The following is an 18,272-nucleotide window of genomic DNA, read 5'->3' on the forward strand; positions in this document are numbered from 1 at the left end:
CCTCGAAAATTAATAATAATATTACTTAGTATATCACTGAATAATATAAAAAAATACTAAAATCATTCAAATAATTCTTAGTAAAAAAGTTAAAGCCAGTACTTAATGACTTAAGCACTGACTATAATTACATTTTTATAATTACATCCAAAATACCGGTACTCCTATTTTGACACCTATCTCTCGATAGGTGGGTAATCTCACAGATGGCTCTATCGCCTTCAATGCCATAAAAGGACTCACAAGAAAGTACATATCCACATCTAGATATTGATCTCCCGAAGCTTTAATGTAGGTTCAAAAAAGGAGCTTAACGAATATTTCAGAAATCACAATCTATATTAGCGTTATGGGGTACCACTAGGTACCTGTAAACTAGCTTAGATACTGAGTAAACAATGTTACTGTCCTTCGCTGAAATTATAATAACACATTTAATTTATCTATGCAAGAGCAAAAATAACCTAGATAAAAAATTTAATGGGTTGATTGGTGTTGAAAAAACATACCGATTAACCCATTAATTTCATTATGAATTGCAGGAGCTTAGTAAAATAAATAGATTAAAAGATGGACATTATTGGCATAATATTTGCTATATAAAAGGTTGAATATAGTTTTTAAAAAATTCTAACAAATTGGAGGGAATATATGTATAAAATATTAGCTATTAATCCAGGTTCTACTTCTACAAAGATAGCTCTTTACGAAGATACTAATGAATTATTTAAGAAAAATATAGAGCACTCTAATGAAGAAATAGCAAAATATAAAAATATTACAGACCAGTATGAAATGAGATATAAGGCCATAATGGACCTTTTAGAAGAAATGAATTTTGATGTTAAAGAGCTCTCTGCTGTAGTTGGAAGAGGGGGATTACTGCCACCAGTTAAGTCTGGAGCTTATAGAGTAAATGAGGCTATGGTGGAAAGATTAGCTAAAAGACCTTTAGTTGAACATGCATCAAATTTAGGAGCTATAATTGCTAATGAAATATCAAAGCCTTTACATATACCAGCATTTATATATGACTCCGTAGCGGTAGATGAGCTTCAGGATATTGCAAGAATATCTGGAATGGCAGATATAAAAAGAGAAAGCTTTGTTCATGCGCTAAACATGAGGGCAGTGGCTATGAAAGTAGCAGAAAAGATACAAAAACCTTATGAAGAGGTTAACTTTATTGTGGCTCACCTAGGTGGAGGTATATCCATAAGTGTTCACAATAAGGGCAAAATGATTGACATTGTATCCGATGATGAAGGACCATTCTCACCGGAAAGGGCTGGAAGAGTGCCTTGTAAACGATTAATAGAGATGTGCTATAAAAACGATAAAAACGTTATGAAAAAGAAGCTAAGAGGAGAGGGTGGACTTATTTCCTACTTAGGAACTAATAGTGCCCTTGAAGTAGAAAAGAAAATATTAAGCGGGGATGAAGAAGCTAAGCTAGTTTATGAAGCTATGGCATATCAGATAGCAAAGGGAATAGGAGAGCTAGCTACAGTAGTAGATGGGGAAGTAGATGCAATAGTAATAACAGGAGGCATAGCCTACTCAAAAATGATAACAGAGTGGATACAAAAGAGAGTAAAGTTTATTGCCAATGTGGAAATCGTACCAGGAGAAAACGAACTAGAGGCTCTAGCTTTTGGAACTCTTAGAGTATTAAAAGGTGAAGAAAAGGCACATGAGTATGACTTAGATTAATAAAGGAAATGGATTTATAACTTTTAAGGGGAAGGCACAGGAATATGATTTAAATTAATATTAATAGGGGGAAAATCATGGGAAAGTGTTTATTTAGAAATGAAGTAAATTCAGTAAGGCCTTATGTTCCAGGTAAGCCTGTAGAGGAATTAAAGAGAGAATTAGGCTTAGAAGATATTGAAAAGCTTGCGTCTAACGAAAATCCATTAGGACCATCACCTAAAGCAATAGAGGCTATAAGAAAAGAAGCGGAGTACATTAATATATATCCAGAATCTAATGCTACAAAGGTAAAAGAAAAGCTAGCAGAAAAATATAATTTATCTGTTGATAACATCGTTACAGGTAATGGGGGAGAAGAACTTCTAAAATTAATAGCAGAAACCTTTATAAATTCTGGCGATGAAGCAATAATGGCTGATACTACCTTTGATAAGTATGCATCAGAAGTATCCTTTATGGGAGGAACAGCGGTAAAGCTTCCTTTAAAGAATTATAAACATGATTTTGAAGGTTTTATAGGCACTATAAATGATAATACAAAACTAATATTCATATGTAATCCAAATAATCCTACAGGAAATATAGCTACTAAAGATGAGTTAGATAGCTTTGTGAAAAATGTACCTGAGGATGTAGTAATAGTTTTAGATGAAGCTTATTATGACTATGCTGTTATGAATCCAGAGTATCCAGACAGCTTAGAAATATTAAAGAAGAGACCAAATACTATTATTCTGAGAACTTTTTCTAAGGTTGCTGGAATAGCTGCTGTTAGAATAGGATACCTTTTGACTTCTAAGGAAATTGCTGATGCTATGAATAAGATAAGACTAGTTTTTAGCGTAAATAGATTAGCACAGGCAGCAGCATTAGGAGCACTTGAGGATACAGAGCATATACAAAAAACTGTAGAATTAAACTACAAGTCACTAGGATTAATGGAAGAATATTTTAATAAAAGAAGTTTTGAATATATAAAGTCTAATGCAAACTTTATATTTGTTAATATAGGAGAAGACTCAAGAGTGGTCTTCAATGAATTATTGAAAAAGGGAATAATAATAAGACCAGGATATCTATGGGGTTGGGATAGCTGGCTCCGAATAAGCACAGGCACAATTGAGCAAACACAAAAGTTTGTAGATAAATTAGATGAAGTGTTAAATGAACTTTGTAAAAATGAATTAAGTTTAGCATAATAGGGTTAAAAAAGAAGGGGGAACATAAATGAAAAAGCTTATGACAGGTAATGAAGCAATTGCCAGAGGATTTTATGAAGCAGGGGGAAATGTAGCAGCAGCTTACCCAGGAACACCATCTACAGAAATACTTGAGAATATTTCAGAGTATAAGGAAATTTACTCAGAGTGGGCTCCAAATGAAAAGGTTGCAGTAGAAGTTGCAATAGGTGCTTCTATAGCAGGAGCAAGATCTCTATCAGCTATGAAGCACGTAGGAGTGAATGTAGCTGCAGATCCTTTCATGACTTATGCTTATGAGGGAGTAAATGGAGGCTTTATACTAGTTTCTGCAGATGATCCAGGAATGCATTCATCACAAAATGAACAGGATAATAGATATTATGCAAAGTTTGCTAAAATAGCTATGGTAGAGCCAAGTGACAGTCAGGAAGCAAAGGATTTTGTAAAAGATGCTTTAGAAATATCAGAGAACTTCGATACTCCAGTACTTTTTAGAGTTTCCACAAGAATATGTCACTCAAAGTCTTTAGTTGAACTAGGAGAAAGACAAGAGGTGGAAATGAAGCCTTATGTAAAAACACCAGATAAGTTCATTATTACACCAGCTCATGCTAAGAAACTTCACGTAGTTGTTGAAGATAGACTAAAAAAATTAGAGGAATTTAGTAATAATACTCCTCTAAACACAATTGAGTGGGCAGATAAGAAAATAGGTATAATAACTTCCGGTATATCTTATCAATATGCTAAAGAAGTATTCGGAGATAAGGCTTCCTATTTAAAATTAGGATTTACTCATCCACTTCCTTTTGCAAAAATAGAAGCTTTTGCTAAAGAAGTAGAAACTTTATATGTAATAGAAGAACTTGAGCCTTATATAGAAGAGCAGATAAAGGCTAGAGGAATAGCTTGTATAGGCAAAGATAAAATTACAAACATGGGAGAGTTAAATCCAGATGTAGTTGCTAGTGCTCTTGTAGCAGAGGAAGCTAAAGAAGAAGTAGCAAGCAGCCTTGAAGCACTACAACAGGGAGTTATTTCAAGACCACCTACTTTATGTGCAGGATGTCCACACAGAGGTCTATTCTACAGCTTATCAAAGAAAAAGAACATTATGATTACTGGAGATATAGGCTGTTATACTCTAGGTTCTGCAGAGCCTTTAAATGCAATGGATACTTGTATCTGCATGGGAGCTTCTGTAAGTGCTGGTCACGGAGCACAAAAGGTTTTCAACATGAGAGGGGAAAACAAAAAGGTAGTAGCTGTGCTAGGAGATTCAACTTTCTTCCATACAGGACTATCAAGCTTAATAGATGTAGTTTATAACAAAGGAAATTCTGTTACTATAGTTCTAGATAACAGAATAACTGGAATGACAGGACATCAGGAAAACCCAGGTACAGGCTATACTTTAATGGGAGAAAAGACTGAAGCTATAGATATAGAAAAGCTTTGTAGAGCTGTAGGAGTTAAGAATGTAAAGGTTGTAAACCCATTAAACCTAAAGGAAACAGATGAAGCAGTAAATGAAGCATTAAAAGCTGACGAACCTTCTGTTATCATTACAAAATGGCCATGCGTTCTTAAAAAGTTAAGTGTAGAAGATAAGCAGCAGTTTGATTGCAGCGTTAAGAGCTATGAAGTAAATGAAGATAAATGTAAGAAGTGTAAGATGTGTACTAAGACAGGATGTCCAGCTATATCAATGAAGGAATATTCAAGCATAGATAAGACTATGTGTGTAGGCTGTTCATTATGTGCACAAGTTTGTCCATTTGAAGCAATAGAAAGGGTAGGTGAATAGTAATGAGTGACGTAAAAAATATTCTTTTAGTTGGTGTTGGAGGACAGGGTACAATACTAGCTTCTAAAATACTTTGTGCTGGATTAATAGATGCAGGTTATGACGTAAAGATGTCAGAGGTTCATGGAATGGCTCAAAGAGGAGGAAGCGTTACAACACAGGTTAGATATGGTAAAAAGGTATATTCACCTATCATAGGAAAAGGCCAGGCAGATGTAATTGTTGCCTTTGAAAGAATAGAAGCTTTAAGATGGATAGAGTATTTAAAGCCAGATGGAAAAATAGTAGTAAATGATTATGCTATACCTTCTGCTACTGTGCTTTCAGGAAAGGAACAATATCCAGAGGATGTAGTAGACAGATTAAAGGGAGCTTTCAAAAATCTAACTATTATAAATGCATCAGGAGAAGCGTTAGAACTTGGAAACATTAAGGCACAGAACGTAGTTATGCTTGGAGGCCTTGTAAAGGCTCTAAACCTTCCAGAAGTAGACTGGGTTAAAGCAGTTCGTGAAAATGTAAAGGAAAAATTTGTTGACTTAAATATAGCTGCTCTTGAAAGAGGTATGGCTGTATAATGAATAAAAAACTGGCATATGTTTAAAAGCATGTGCCAGTTTTTTATTGAGTTCCTAGTGAAAAAGGAGTAAAATTTTAGTAAAATTTACTTTGTTTTAAAAGCACAGAACACAAGGGGGTATTCAAATGCTTAATGGCTGTGGGGATATTTTTAAAGATAAATTTGGGCAGGAAAATTATAGACTATTCTTTGCTCCAGGAAGAATTAATTTAATTGGAGAACACACAGATTATAATGGTGGACATGTTTTTCCTTGTGCAATCACTCTTGGCACATATGCTTTTGCTGAAAAAAATAATAAAAATGTAGTTCGTATGTATTCTATGAATTTTGAAGAAAAGGGAATAATAGAATTTTCCTTGAAGGCTTTAGACTATAAAGGAGAGGATGCTTGGAGTAACTACCCAAAGGGAATAATCCGTTATTTTATCGAAGCAGGCTTTGATATTAATTCAGGAATGGATATTTTATTTTATGGAGAAATACCAAATGGTGCAGGACTATCTTCCTCTGCATCTATTGAGTTAGTGACAGCAGTACTATTAGAAGGGTTATTTAATTTAGATATAGATCCTATTGAGATGGTGAAGATAGGAAAAAGGGTGGAAAATGAATTTATAGGGGTAAACAGTGGTATAATGGACCAGTTTGCCATTAGGATGGGAAAAGAAGGCTATGGAGTTTTACTTGACTGTGAAACCTTAAACTATTCCTATGCACCAATAACCTTAGATAATCACAATATCATTATTATGAACACAAATAAACGTCGTTCACTAACAGACTCCAAGTACAATGAAAGAAGGGCAGAATGTGAAGAGGCCTTAAGAAGACTTCAGACAGTGATAAAGGTAAAATCCCTTGGTGAGCTAGATGAAGAAAGCTTTGAAAGTCATAAAAAGGTCATTGGCGATGAAATATTAATAAGACGGGCAAAACATGCAGTTTATGAAAATCGTCGTACCATAAAGGCACTGGAAGAATTGAAAAAGGGAAAATTAATAGAGTTTGGGAAGCTAGTTAATGATTCTCACAATTCCCTTCGTTATGATTATGAAGTTACAGGAAAAGAATTAGATACCTTAGTGGAGTCAGCTTGGCAGCAAAAAGGAGTCTTAGGTTCCCGTATGATTGGGGCAGGCTTTGGAGGCTGTGCTATTGCTATTGTTGAAAAGGAATATACAGAAAAGTTTATTAAGGAGGTAGGAAAGAGATACAAAGAAATTATAGGATATGAGGCTTCCTTCTACACTGCAGATATTGGTGACGGAGCAAAAGAAATAAGGATAACTATAAATATATATGAAGTTATTAGAAAGTTAATTAATAAAGCAGTAGATGCAAGGCTTATTGAAAAAGAAGATGAAGTTTATGTATCAAACAGAATTATTGCTCTTTTAGGTATAGAGGAGATGAAAGCTGCAGAGACTGCTGGAGAAGTAAATAATGAAGATATACCAGAGTTATTAGAAAAAATAGTGGAGTACGGCTGTGAAAAGGGAGTAATTGAAGATATTTTTGATGAAAGGGAAATACTGTCTAGCAGCATAATGGATTGCTTTATAGATAGGCCTTCTGTAATTAATAAGCATTTTTATGAAAGATATAAAGAAAATCCAGAAAGGGCAACGGAATACTTTTATGGTTTAAGTAAAAGCAGCAATTATATTCAAAGTAAGAGGATTGGAAAAAACATTAATTACAAGGCAAGTACAGAATATGGAGAACTTGATATTACTATAAATCTATCTAAACCAGAAAAAAATCCAAAGGATATCATAAAAGAAGGAAAGTTAAAAAGCACAAACTATCCTAAGTGTCTGCTGTGTATTGAAAATGAAGGATATGCAGGAAGAATAGGACACCCTGCCCGCTCTAATCATCGTATGATTAGAATAGATTTATTAAAGGAGCAGTGGTATTTACAATACTCTCCTTATTCCTATTATAATGAACACTGTATAGTACTTTCCAAAGAGCATAGAGATATGAAAATAGATCGCCAAAGCTTTTCTCGTCTGCTGGCTTTTGTAGAATTATTTCCACACTATTTTCTTGGCTCCAATGCGGACCTTCCGATTGTAGGAGGCTCCATACTATCCCATGATCATTATCAAGGTGGTAGATATGAATTTGTTATGGCAAAGGCAGAAGAAGAATACAAATTTAAAATAGATAGGTTTCCAGAGGTTCAATGTGCTGTAATTAAATGGCCAATGTCTGTAATTCGCTTAAAAAGCGCAAATATAGCATCACTAGTAGATACAGCAGAACATATTTTAAACTCCTGGAGAAGATATAGTGATGATTCAGTAGATATATATGCCTATACAAAGGAGGTTCCACATAATACCATTACCCCTATAGCGAGAAAAAAGAACAACTTCTTTGAACTAGATCTTGTACTTAGAAATAACCGCACCAGTAAAGACCATCCTCTAGGTATTTTTCATCCTAGGGAAGATGTTCATCATATCAAAAAGGAAAATATAGGACTAATTGAAGTTATGGGACTAGCAGTCCTTCCAGCAAGACTTAAAACCGAGTTAAAAGATGTAGGGGAGTATTTGTTAGGGCATAAAGACAATATAGCAGAATACCATAAAAATTGGGCAGAAGAGTTAAAAGAAAGATATAGAGAAAAATTAAATAGTGATAACTTAGAGGAAATAATAAGAAAAGAGACTGCAGCTAAATTTAAGAGAGTATTAGAAGATGCAGCAGTATTTAAGAGAGATGAAAGAGGAAGAAAGGCCTTTAAGAGATTTATAGAAAGCTTGAATTAATTAGTTTAGAAATAAGTAGAGAGATAGAGTGTAAATAAGATTTATATTCTATCTCTTTATTTATTTTAAGTTAAGGACAAGTTTAAAAATAGTACATATTATGTACTAGATAAAAACCATATTCACATATTTTTACGAGGGGGAGAAGTTAAGTGGTAAAAAGTATTAAAATAAAACTACTGATTTTCACGCTAGTATTATCCTTAATTCCGCTTTTAATTACTAATTCTTATCAGCTTTTAAGTTACAGCAGTAATCAAAACAAAGAAATAACCGCCCACCTGCAGGATCTTGCAGAGAGTAAAGCAGATGGAATAAACCTGTGGATGGAAGAAAAGATAGATTTGTTAGATGCAGTATACAAAAGTCACCCTGAAATACAAACAACTGATGAAAACAGTATTGTACCAATGTTAGAAAGTATTAAAGGACAGTATGCTGGTATTGATAGTGTGGTTTTTTCCGATGGCAAAGGTAATGCAGTAGATGACAAAGGGAAAAAGAGCAGTGTTATTGATAGAGAGTATTTCTTAAGGGCTCAAAAGGGGGACTCCATTATACTCAGTGATATAGTCACAAGCAAAAGTACTGGAAAGAATGTAATAGTATTTATAAAGCCTATAATAAAGGATGGAGGAGAATTTAAAGGTTTATTTATGCTGACAGTTGATGCAGAAAGAATGATTAAAACTGTGCAGGACATAAAAATAGGAGAAACAGGTTATGGATATTTAATAAATAAGAATACTACTGTATTTTTATTTCATCCAACAAAGGAGAATATAGGGAAAAAGTACGCCGAGGTAAATCCTGATAATGCTAAAGTCTTTCAGGAAACTGTATTTAAAAATCATAGCGGTAACTTGGAGTATATAGCCTTTGATAAGACAGAGAGATTAGGTTACTATCATGCAATAGATGCGGCAAATTGGCAGTTAGTTGTGACAGGAAAGACATCAGAAGTATTAGAGGGGTTAAATAAAAATACTAAGGTAGTTGTCTCTTTAGTAGCTATAACTGTCATTACCGTTATTTTGCTAAGCATAGTTATTGGTACTTCCTTTGTAAAACCAATAGAGAAAGTAACAGAGCTTTTAGTTAAAACAGAACAGCTGGATTTAGTTAAGGATGATGATATTGAAAAGATTTATAAGAAAAAAGATGAAACAGGAGTTATGGCTAAGGCCCTGGAAAACACAAGGAAGACCATGAGAGAAATAATAGAGAAGATACAGCAGACGTATCTTGTTATAGAAAAAAACATTAAAGAGCTATCCTCTACCTTGGGAGAAACAACAGGGTCAATTGAAAGTATAGCAAAGGCAATTGATGATATGGCACAAGGATCTACTGAATTGGCTAAAAACACACAAATAAGTGCAGTTAAACTAGAAATGCTTTCTAAGGAAATTGAAGACGCCAATAATACCTCTTCACAAATAAGGGAGCTTATAGACGAAAGTAAAAAGGCTAAGGACAACGGAATAGAGGTTGCTGCTAAACTTCAAAGTGTAGTAGAGAAAAATAAAGCCGTTGCAAGCAGAGTTGGGGAAAAAGTAGTTATTCTTGATGAAAAATCAAGAAAAATCAGCGTAATTACTGAGACAATAAAAAATATAACCTCTCAAATCAATTTACTTTCACTTAACGCTGCCATAGAGTCAGCAAGGGCTGGAGAGGCAGGAAAAGGCTTTGCAGTAGTTTCAAATGAGATTAAAAAGCTTGCTTCTGATACAGCAGAATCTACTGTAGAGATTGAAAATATTATAGAGGAATTTAAAGGAATAATTGAGAGTACGAAAGGAGAAATGATTGTTGCAGGAGAAACTATAGAAAACACAAGTGAAATGAGCAAGGTAACAGAGGAGGCCTTTGTTAGTATAGATAAGTCAGTTACAAATATCATTGAAAAAATTGATTCTTTAATTAAGGATATTGGACAAATGAGCAAGGATAAAAAAGAGGTTGTTAAGGCCATAGAAGATATATCTGCAGTGGTAGAAGAGGCTGCTTCTACAACAGAGGAAATTTCCGCATCTACTCAGCAGCAATCTGCCAGCATAGAGCAAATATCAAACTTTGCAGAAAAGTTATATAACATTGCTATAGAACTAGAGGATTTAATTACAAAGTTTAAGGTTTAAAATGATAAAGTGCTTGTTTTCACACAGGCACTTTGTTTTTTAGGGTAAAAAATGGTTCTATTCATATATTGACAGTTGCTGCAGTAAGGTTTAAGGTTGAATTAAGGTTTTAGGTATGTTTTTCCACATTGGACTTGGGGTTAATGTATATGAAAAAGGGGGATGAGAGGTATGAAGGTAACTAAAAAGCTTTTTGGAGAAATAAATTGGGAAAATGTATACGAATACACATTAAAAAATGATAAGGGGATAGAAATTAGTTGCTTAGATTATGGTTGTGTAATTACAAAGATAGTAACTCCAGACAGGCATGGAAAGTATGAAAATATTGTGTTGGGCTTTGAGGATATAGAAAGCTATAGGGAAAAGTCTCCTTATTTTGGAGCCGTTGTAGGAAGGGTAGCAGGGAGGATAAAAGGAGGAGAATTTGAACTAGAAGGAAGAACTTATACATTAGCAAATAACGATGGAAAGAACCATCTACATGGAGGGGTAAAAGGTTTTAATGATGTAATATGGGAGGCAGAAATTACAGAAGGGGAAGATGAAATTAAGATAGAATTTTCCTATACCAGTTTAGATGGAGAAGAAGGCTATCCAGGAAACCTTGATGTGAAAGTAGAATATATCCTTAACAATAATAATGAATTTATAATTCAATATAAGGCAGAAACAGATAAGACAACCTTATTTAATCCAACAAACCATAGTTATTTTAATTTGAGCGGTAATTTAAAGAGAGATGTGTTAGAACACAGTTTGAAAGTAGATAGTAGTAAGTTCTTAGAAATAGATGAAGAATTACTGCCTACTGGAAAGGTTTTAGAGGTAAGTGATACAGTTTTTGATTTTAGAAAGGGAAGAAAAATAAAAGAGGGCGTTAGTTCTAATTATATTCAAAACAAAATAGTTGGACAGGGCTATGATCATACCTTTATATTAAACAGTAATAACTCTGAAATACTGCTGTGGGATGAGGAAAGCGGTCGTAAATTAGTAATGAATACAGATGCACCAGCAGTTGTACTTTATACCAGTAATCAATTAGAAGAAGGAATGGACCTTTATGGAGTAAGTTCTAGGAACTACTTAGGGCTTTGTTTAGAAACTCAGATACCACCAGATGCAATTCATCATGAGAGTTTCCCTGATTGCATTTTAAGGCCAGAGGAGATTTTTATTTCAAGAACTAAGTATACTTTTTCACTTGAATAATTAAGTAGTTAAGCTATAGGGTATAATGACTTAAAAGAATATCTAAAAATAAATATTGATAATTAGTAGAATATATGGTAATTTTAATATGTTATATAAAAAAGTTATGGAGGTGAAAAAGATGGCTAAGGTCTTTTTAGTAAATACAATTTTAGATAGACTACCAATGTCATTATCTGGAATCACACATGTAGTTTGTGATTTTACGGGAGAAGTCTGTCCAAAATTAAATAGTATACTAAAAAGAAGTGAGTTATCTTTACCTTAAATACATTATAATTTTGTTATTTGTAACCTAGGTAAGGAGTAGCTTACCTAGGTTTTAATTTTTATATTATGAAGTGGAAACTTGAATCAGATGGAGTTTCAACTCCATCTGATTCTTAGTTGAACGAATCCAGGACGCAGCCGCTCTAATACTCCCTCTTAGGGAAGAGGGAGTATTAGAGCGGGTAGTCATCGGATAAAGCTAGTTCTATATCTAGAGATGGTATTGATTTGTGCCGCCAGTATTTAGGTTATTTCTAGCCATTAATTTCTTTCCACAATTTTGTTTCAAAATATAAAAGCCTAGGTGAGTATTACTTGCTTAGGTTTTATTATTTTGCAAAAAAACATAAACATAGGGAGGAGTTAACAGTGATACAGTTAGCATTAAAAGAAATAGAAAAATATTTTGGTGGCAATAGAATCTTTAGGAACATTAATTTTGAAGTTGAAAGTGGAGAAAGAGTTGGATTAATAGGAAGAAATGGTGCAGGTAAAACTACAATATTTAAAATTATTGCTGGTATTGAAAAACAGGATAAGGGTGATATTTTTATAAGAAAAAATGCTACTATAGGGTACCTAGATCAAATACCTAGCTATTCTGAAGAATTTAAAGTATTAGATGTTTTAAAAACTGCTTTTGAAATCCAATATGAAATAGGTAAAGAATTAAAGACATTAGAATTAGAGATGGCTACTTTAGAAGGTAGTAAATTGGAATATGCAATAAGAAAATATGGTGAGCTTAATGAACTTTATGAAGCAAAAGGTGGTTATGAAATAGAAGAAAATATGAGCAAGGTTTGTACTGGGTTAAAATTCAATGATGAATTTCTAAATAGAGAGTTCATAAGTTTAAGTGGTGGTGAAAAGACCATCGTAGTATTAGGGAAAATTCTATTGCAGAATCCAGATATACTTCTTCTTGATGAGCCTTCAAATCATTTAGATATGGCATCAATAGAATGGCTTGAAGGATATCTTAAAGGATATAAAGGAACAGTGCTGGTTATTTCTCATGATAGATATTTCTTAGATAGAGTAGTGACAAAGATACTTGAAATTGAAGATGGAGAAAGTTCTTTATACAATGGTAATTACTCCTATTATATTAAGGAAAAGCAAAGAAGAGTTTTTGAGCAGTTTGAAGCTTATAAGGATCAACAGAAAAAAATAAAGGCTATGGAAAAAGCAATAAAACAATTAAGGCAATGGGCTGCCCAGGGAGATAATGAAAAGTTTTTTAAAAGAGCAGAAAGTATGCAAAAGAGGTTAGATAAAATACAAAAAATTGATAAACCTCTAATAGAGCAACCTAAAATTCAATTAGATTTTGCTGATGCAGACAGGTCTGGTAAAGAAGTAGTAATTATTAAAGACCTATGTAAAAGCTTTGAGCAGAAAAAGCTGTTAGAGAATTTAAATTTATATGTTAGATATGGAGAGCGTACAGCTTTAGTAGGTGATAATGGAAGCGGTAAATCAACTATTATAAAAATACTTTTAGGCGAAGTTGAGGCTGATTTTGGGGAAGCAAAGCTTGGAGCCAACACTAAAATAGGATACCTTCCTCAAAATATAACCTTTAGCAATGAAGAATTAACGGTCCTTGAAGCTTTTAGAGAGGATATGAATATTTTAGAAGGTTTAGCAAGGGGAATACTAGCCAAATTTTTATTCTATGGAGAAAGTGTTTTTAAAAGGGTTAAGAATCTCTCTGGAGGAGAAAAAAGCAGGCTTAAGCTTTGTAAGTTGATTCAAAATAATATAAATTTATTAATACTTGATGAACCAACTAATCACTTGGATATAGATTCTAGGGAAAATCTTGAAGATGCTTTAATGGAGTTTAGTGGAACTATTTTATTTGTATCCCATGATAGATTCTTTATAAATAAACTTGCAGATAGAATATGTGAAATAGAAAATAGAAGAGTCGTAGATTACTATGGAAATTATGAATATTATAGAGAGAAGAAGGATGAGTCCAGTAAAAATAAAATAGAACCTCTTAATAAAGAAAAAGAGAAAAAATTAAAGGACAAAGCAAATACTAAAAAACAGCTGTCTAATAACAAGATAAAGGAAGCTGAAATGTTGGAAAAGACAGTAGCAGAACTCGAAGAAAAGTTAAAAGCTATAAATAATGAAATGGTTGATAGCGGAAGTAACTATGACAAATTGTTGGAGCTAGAAAAAGAAAGAGTAGGAGTTCAAGCAGAATTAGATTCAACTCTTGAAAAGTGGATGGAAATAGAAAGTTTATAGTGTTTGTTTAAGTAAGCTAACTTTGTACTGAAAATTTTTGCAGCACAGTATTGTTAACATCATAATAAAAACTTTTGATTTTAATAAATCCTTTCAGTATAATTATAGGAAATGATAGTAAAAAACATAAATTGCTATGGAAATAAGTAATTTATGTTTTTAAGGATTTTTACAAATATATTTTATAAAGAAAGGACGATTATAATGGAAAACATAAATAGCTGCACCACATTAAATAATGGAGTGAAGATGCCATGGCTTGGTTTTGGTACTTATAAGATAGAAGATGGGAGTACAGTTACTGAATCAGTAAAGGAAGCTCTTAGGATAGGCTATAGACATATTGATACAGCTTCTCTTTATAATAATGAAGAGGGAATTGGAACTGCATTAAAGGAAAGAGGAATAGAAAGAAAAGAGATATTTTTAGTAAGTAAGGTTTGGAACTCAGACCAAGGCTATGAAAAAACTTTAAATGCTTTTGAAACTTCCCTTAAAAAGCTTCAAACAGACTATCTTGATTTATATTTAATTCACTGGCCTCAGCTTTTGAATAAAGAAACCTGGAGAGCCTTAGAAAAGCTTTATAAGGAAGGAAGGGTAAGGGCTATTGGAGTATGTAATTTCAAAGAAAGTCACTTAAGAGATTTAATGGAAGATGCTGAAATTCCACCAATGGTAAATCAAGTGGAGTTCCATCCTTACCTTATTCAAAATGACTTACTAGACTTCTGCAAAGATAATAACATACAGTTAGAAGCATGGTCACCATTGATGAGAGGTAATATCCTTAAAGTTGATTTATTACAAGAGCTTGCAAAGAAATATGGAAAAACAGTATCTCAAATTGTATTAAGGTGGGATTTGCAAAAGGGGATTGTTACAATTCCTAAGTCAACAACTCCTGCAAGAATAAAAGAAAATACAGATATATTTGATTTTGAACTAAGTGAAGAGGATATGGATAAAATTCAACAATTAGATCAAGGTCTAAGATTTGGAAAAGATCCAGATAATGTTTATGCAAATCCTGACATATTTAATAAATAAGGTGAGCTAATTTATCTTAGCATTATTATGGGACTCAAAGGTAGCCTAGTAATTAGACTTGGCAGCCTGTGTATAAGATGATGTTATACGTTGAGCATTAAATATTTTAGGCTATGTTTTAATATGATGTTAAAACATAGCCTAAAAAAATTCTAGGTGGGGTTGTCAACCTAGAATACTCAATATTTCAAGAAGATGGCGAATTAACTTTGCATAAACTCATTTCATTCCAAGCATTTCTAGAATTACCAAACCATTTTTATTGTATAATTTATTTATTCTCCCAATATTCGGGAACCTTTTGGAGTTATAGATCATCTATCATATGTATGGAGGTGGTAGATTGGAATTAGAAAATAGTACTACAGTAAATTCCAAAATAGAAGTTGTTAACTTTAAAACTCTAAGTAAGGATTCTTTTGCGGAACTTATTCTGGAGAATAAGGTTTCTCTCTATAGGCTCTCAAAAAGTATTTTAAAAACCGAAGCTGATGTTCAAGACGCTATAAGTGAAACTATTATTAAAGCCTATACGAATATACATAAACTAAAAGCAATGAATAGCTTTAAACCTTGGATTATGAAAATACTTGTCAATGAATGTTACAGCATAATAAAAAAACACAAGAAAATAGAGCTTACAGATGATTTTACAGCCTATGAAGGAAGCTACGAAGATAAAACTGACGATAACCTTATGTTTTATGTTAACCAATTAAAGGATGAGTTTAAGAGTGTGATCATTTTGTTTTACTATGATGATATAAGTATAAAGAATATTAGTAAGATTTTAAACCTCTCTGAAGGTACGGTAAAGTCCAGACTAAGCAGAGCCAAAGTAAAGCTTAAGGTAATGATGGAGGAAAACTCAGGAGGTGATAGTTTTGAATAAATTAGATAATTTTGATAAGCTGCTCAAAAAAAAGGCTCGAGAAGAAGTCTGTTATATACCAGAGAATTTAAATAGGAGTATTAATAACACGCTTGCTAACTTACCTAATAATAAAAAACATAAGAGGTCTATAAAAAAGATAGCCTTAGTTGCCGCATTGGTAGCTGCCATATCCTGTACTACTGTTCTGGCAAGTACCACTTCAACAATTAAAAATACATTAAGCGGAATTATATCACACTTTGATAATACAAAAGATACACGATATATTACTGATAAAACCAGCTTTGATAAATTTAATAAGTCAATAGGGGTTTCTGTTCAGGACAAAGGCATAAAATTTAAAGTAGAAAATATAGCGACAGATGATAACTTTATGAATATCTTTTATACTATAGAGAGTCAAAACTCAATAAATATGTTCCCTAATGACGATGATGCTAAGATTTTTGAGGCCTTTTTATCTACACCTTTTCTAAAACTTAAAATCAACGGAAAAGAGGCAAAGGAATCCAACCACAATGATATAGATGCTTACTTTCAGAGTGATAAGGTCTTAAAGGTAATGAGAAGATTTAATGTATCTCAAATTAACTTACCTGAGAAGTTTGATGTTGAAATATCTACAGATGAAATCTTCAAAACAAAAGGAAAATGGGTAATTACAGCTAGTGTAGACAAATCTGATGTTGCTGTTGAAACAAAAACAGTAAAGCCTAATATAAAGAAAACTATTGATTTAGGAGACTATAAACATAGTATTATAATAGATAAGGTATCTATTTCTCCCTTTGGAGACCAAATAGTTATAAGTGAAAAAACCTTGAATGACAGGCTCTTTGATATATTTGCTATCTTTGATGATAAGGGGAATAATTTAGATGTATTAAATACTGATATACAGGGCAGCCGCTTTGGTAAAGCAACGAATTCTTTTGAATTTATTAAAGGGAGTACCGGTATGAAATACATAAGCTTAGTACCAATAAAATTTACTGAGTCAGGTAAGGCAATTATTGAAAAGGTTGATATTCAGAAGCTGCCTATAACCTTTAAAACTAATAATGCCGGCAGTAGAATTGTTGATAAGATAGAGTTTGATAAAAACGTAATAAGAATTAAGTACCATAATGAAGGACTTCAATTATGGGATCCCGCATTTCTATTCTACGATGCCGCTGGAAACGATCTTGACCTCGGCGCTAATGGAAGCACTACGGCAGTTGATAGACAAACTGGAGAATTTACCCAGACGCTAACCTTTGGTAATAAAAATGTAGATTTTTCAAAGATAGCGAAGATTGGTACATTTACTGGAGTACAGAAAATTGATTTGCTTAAAGATCAGGCTATAAAAATTAATTTGCAATAGTTATATATCTAACTTCTTCTTTGTCAGTTTAGAGTTTATTTTTTAGAAAACCTATCGAATCTAATAGGTTTTCTAAAAAATTTCACTGAGAAGGTAATCTAATACTTATATTAGACCTATTCAAAATCATACATAAAGACATCAAATTTTCTCTCTATGAGATTTTGATTTATTAAGGGTTTAATAGCTTTCCTTTGACATATAGTAGTCTACTAAAGGTTTTGCGTAAATTCATAATTATAGTAAGCATAATTTATCATAATATTGGTACACAAATTTCACAATAATGCCTATTTATCATCTGCGCTGCATAGCGTTCAATAATAGGTCTTCTATCATCAAATTCATAGTTTCTTTTTGATAGTTCCCAAAATATCTCCATCCATGCTTTTTGTATAGCATCTACTGTGTGACTTATTTTAAATACGCAGTATTTTCCACCAACAGTTTTTCCGAAATTAATATACTTATTATCAACCTTAAATGCATCCGAAACAACTAAGCATGTATCATAACGACAATCTTTAGCTTCTGTGAATTGGGGGTTATCTTGGGCTATTCCTAATATAATTGAACTTTCGCTAAGCAAGTTTTTTTCTTTAGCCCAACTTTTTAATTGTTCCATTATTTGCACATTCTCTGAACCGTAAGAACCTGTTCTTCGTATATAAGCAATTTTATATGATGGTATTATTTCAATACTAATGTCCATAATTTAACTTCCTTTTCAATAGAGTACATCGATGTCTGAATTCATCATATAATGCTTTAAAATGTATTTCAACTTATTTTTTAAAATTATAAGAGCTAATACCAAAGTATCTGTGAGGACTATATATAGGGATATTGATATTGTTTCACAACTCGCTTATTTATAGGCCATATTTTAGATAGATGCGGATTATTGATACATTATAGCACATATGCTATAATACAAACCATAAGTACAGGTTTGGAGGTTGTAAAGTGA

Annotated in this window: 13 protein-coding genes, 1 other RNA gene and 1 pseudogene; 13 read left to right on the forward strand and 2 right to left on the reverse strand. The window is 32.7% G+C overall.

All coding sequences use genetic code 11. The annotated features are described in order from the left end of the window. Positions 1-140: 140 nt before the first annotated feature. A non-coding RNA gene (gene ssrS / locus N4T77_RS00890) (6S RNA) lies at positions 141-332 on the reverse strand. Between the two features lie 319 nt (positions 333-651). On the opposite strand from ssrS, the gene buk reads away from it, so the two are divergent. The 13 genes and pseudogenes from buk to N4T77_RS00955 all read left to right on the forward strand — a co-directional run bounded on the left by buk (position 652) and on the right by N4T77_RS00955 (position 17,302). Beyond that, positions 652-1,713: a butyrate kinase gene (gene buk, locus N4T77_RS00895; protein WP_261669826.1), complete on the forward strand. Its 1,062-nt coding sequence runs from the start codon at positions 652-654 to the stop codon at positions 1,711-1,713. A 77-nt stretch (positions 1,714-1,790) separates the two neighbouring features. After that, the gene (hisC, locus tag N4T77_RS00900) at positions 1,791-2,915 is read left to right on the forward strand and encodes a histidinol-phosphate transaminase (RefSeq protein WP_261669827.1); all 1,125 of its coding nucleotides are present in this window, start codon (positions 1,791-1,793) and stop codon (positions 2,913-2,915) included. Positions 2,916-2,943: 28 nt separating this feature from the next. After that, positions 2,944-4,725 carry an indolepyruvate ferredoxin oxidoreductase subunit alpha gene (iorA, locus tag N4T77_RS00905; RefSeq protein WP_261669828.1) on the forward strand — a complete coding sequence of 594 codons (1,782 nt, stop codon included), beginning with the start codon at positions 2,944-2,946 and terminating at the stop codon, positions 4,723-4,725. A gap of 2 nt (positions 4,726-4,727) precedes the next feature. Continuing rightward, on the forward strand, positions 4,728-5,303 hold the full coding sequence (locus N4T77_RS00910; RefSeq protein ID WP_261669829.1) for an indolepyruvate oxidoreductase subunit beta: 576 nt from the start codon (positions 4,728-4,730) through the stop codon (positions 5,301-5,303). 127 nt (positions 5,304-5,430) lie between these two features. Further along, positions 5,431-6,576, forward strand: a pseudogene (locus N4T77_RS00915) (galactokinase); the annotation flags it as partial. A 21-nt stretch (positions 6,577-6,597) separates the two neighbouring features. Further along, positions 6,598-8,091: a UDP-glucose--hexose-1-phosphate uridylyltransferase gene (gene galT, locus N4T77_RS00920; protein WP_261670009.1), complete on the forward strand. Its 1,494-nt coding sequence runs from the start codon at positions 6,598-6,600 to the stop codon at positions 8,089-8,091. A gap of 152 nt (positions 8,092-8,243) precedes the next feature. Further along, positions 8,244-10,235, forward strand: a complete 1,992-nt coding sequence (locus N4T77_RS00925) for a methyl-accepting chemotaxis protein (RefSeq protein ID WP_261669830.1) — start codon at positions 8,244-8,246, stop codon at positions 10,233-10,235. Positions 10,236-10,406: 171 nt separating this feature from the next. Then, the gene (locus tag N4T77_RS00930) at positions 10,407-11,450 is read left to right on the forward strand and encodes an aldose epimerase family protein (protein WP_261669831.1); all 1,044 of its coding nucleotides are present in this window, start codon (positions 10,407-10,409) and stop codon (positions 11,448-11,450) included. Between the two features lie 121 nt (positions 11,451-11,571). Continuing rightward, positions 11,572-11,718, forward strand: a complete 147-nt coding sequence (locus N4T77_RS00935) for a hypothetical protein (RefSeq protein WP_261669832.1) — start codon at positions 11,572-11,574, stop codon at positions 11,716-11,718. 371 nt (positions 11,719-12,089) lie between these two features. Beyond that, positions 12,090-13,988, forward strand: coding sequence for a ribosomal protection-like ABC-F family protein (gene abc-f / locus N4T77_RS00940; protein WP_261669833.1), 1,899 nt, complete (start codon positions 12,090-12,092; stop codon positions 13,986-13,988). A gap of 204 nt (positions 13,989-14,192) precedes the next feature. Beyond that, a complete protein-coding gene (locus tag N4T77_RS00945; RefSeq protein ID WP_261669834.1) occupies positions 14,193-15,038 on the forward strand; it encodes an aldo/keto reductase in 846 nt (281 codons plus the stop codon). Positions 15,039-15,381: 343 nt separating this feature from the next. Beyond that, on the forward strand, positions 15,382-15,930 hold the full coding sequence (locus N4T77_RS00950; RefSeq protein WP_261669835.1) for a sigma-70 family RNA polymerase sigma factor: 549 nt from the start codon (positions 15,382-15,384) through the stop codon (positions 15,928-15,930). Then, positions 15,923-17,302 (forward strand): DUF4179 domain-containing protein, encoded by a 1,380-nt coding sequence (locus N4T77_RS00955; RefSeq protein WP_261669836.1) that lies wholly within the window; start codon positions 15,923-15,925, stop codon positions 17,300-17,302. Before N4T77_RS00950 ends, N4T77_RS00955 begins: the two co-directional genes overlap by 8 nt. 256 nt (positions 17,303-17,558) lie before the next feature. Here N4T77_RS00955 and N4T77_RS00960 read toward each other — a convergent pair whose 3' ends face one another. Next, positions 17,559-18,014, reverse strand: coding sequence for a GyrI-like domain-containing protein (locus tag N4T77_RS00960; RefSeq protein WP_261669837.1), 456 nt, complete (start codon positions 18,012-18,014; stop codon positions 17,559-17,561). Positions 18,015-18,272: the final 258 nt, after the last annotated feature.

It is taken from the genome of Clostridium sp. CX1 (assembly GCF_025398335.1).
Classification (GTDB): domain Bacteria; phylum Bacillota; class Clostridia; order Clostridiales; family Clostridiaceae; genus Clostridium_AM; species Clostridium_AM tanneri.

What these genes read in the sequence shown, in the direction of transcription:
- iorA (WP_261669828.1), top strand. Translation starts at nt 2,944, where the DNA reads ATGAAAAAGCTTATGACAGGTAATGAAGCAATTGCCAGAGGATTTTAT.
- N4T77_RS00945 (WP_261669834.1), top strand. Translation starts at nt 14,193, where the DNA reads ATGGAAAACATAAATAGCTGCACCACATTAAATAATGGAGTGAAGATG.
- N4T77_RS00910 (WP_261669829.1), top strand. Translation starts at nt 4,728, where the DNA reads ATGAGTGACGTAAAAAATATTCTTTTAGTTGGTGTTGGAGGACAGGGT.
- N4T77_RS00930 (WP_261669831.1), top strand. Translation starts at nt 10,407, where the DNA reads ATGAAGGTAACTAAAAAGCTTTTTGGAGAAATAAATTGGGAAAATGTA.
- N4T77_RS00960 (WP_261669837.1), bottom strand. Translation starts at nt 18,014, where the DNA reads ATGGACATTAGTATTGAAATAATACCATCATATAAAATTGCTTATATA.
- hisC (WP_261669827.1), top strand. Translation starts at nt 1,791, where the DNA reads ATGGGAAAGTGTTTATTTAGAAATGAAGTAAATTCAGTAAGGCCTTAT.
- buk (WP_261669826.1), top strand. Translation starts at nt 652, where the DNA reads ATGTATAAAATATTAGCTATTAATCCAGGTTCTACTTCTACAAAGATA.
- N4T77_RS00935 (WP_261669832.1), top strand. Translation starts at nt 11,572, where the DNA reads ATGGCTAAGGTCTTTTTAGTAAATACAATTTTAGATAGACTACCAATG.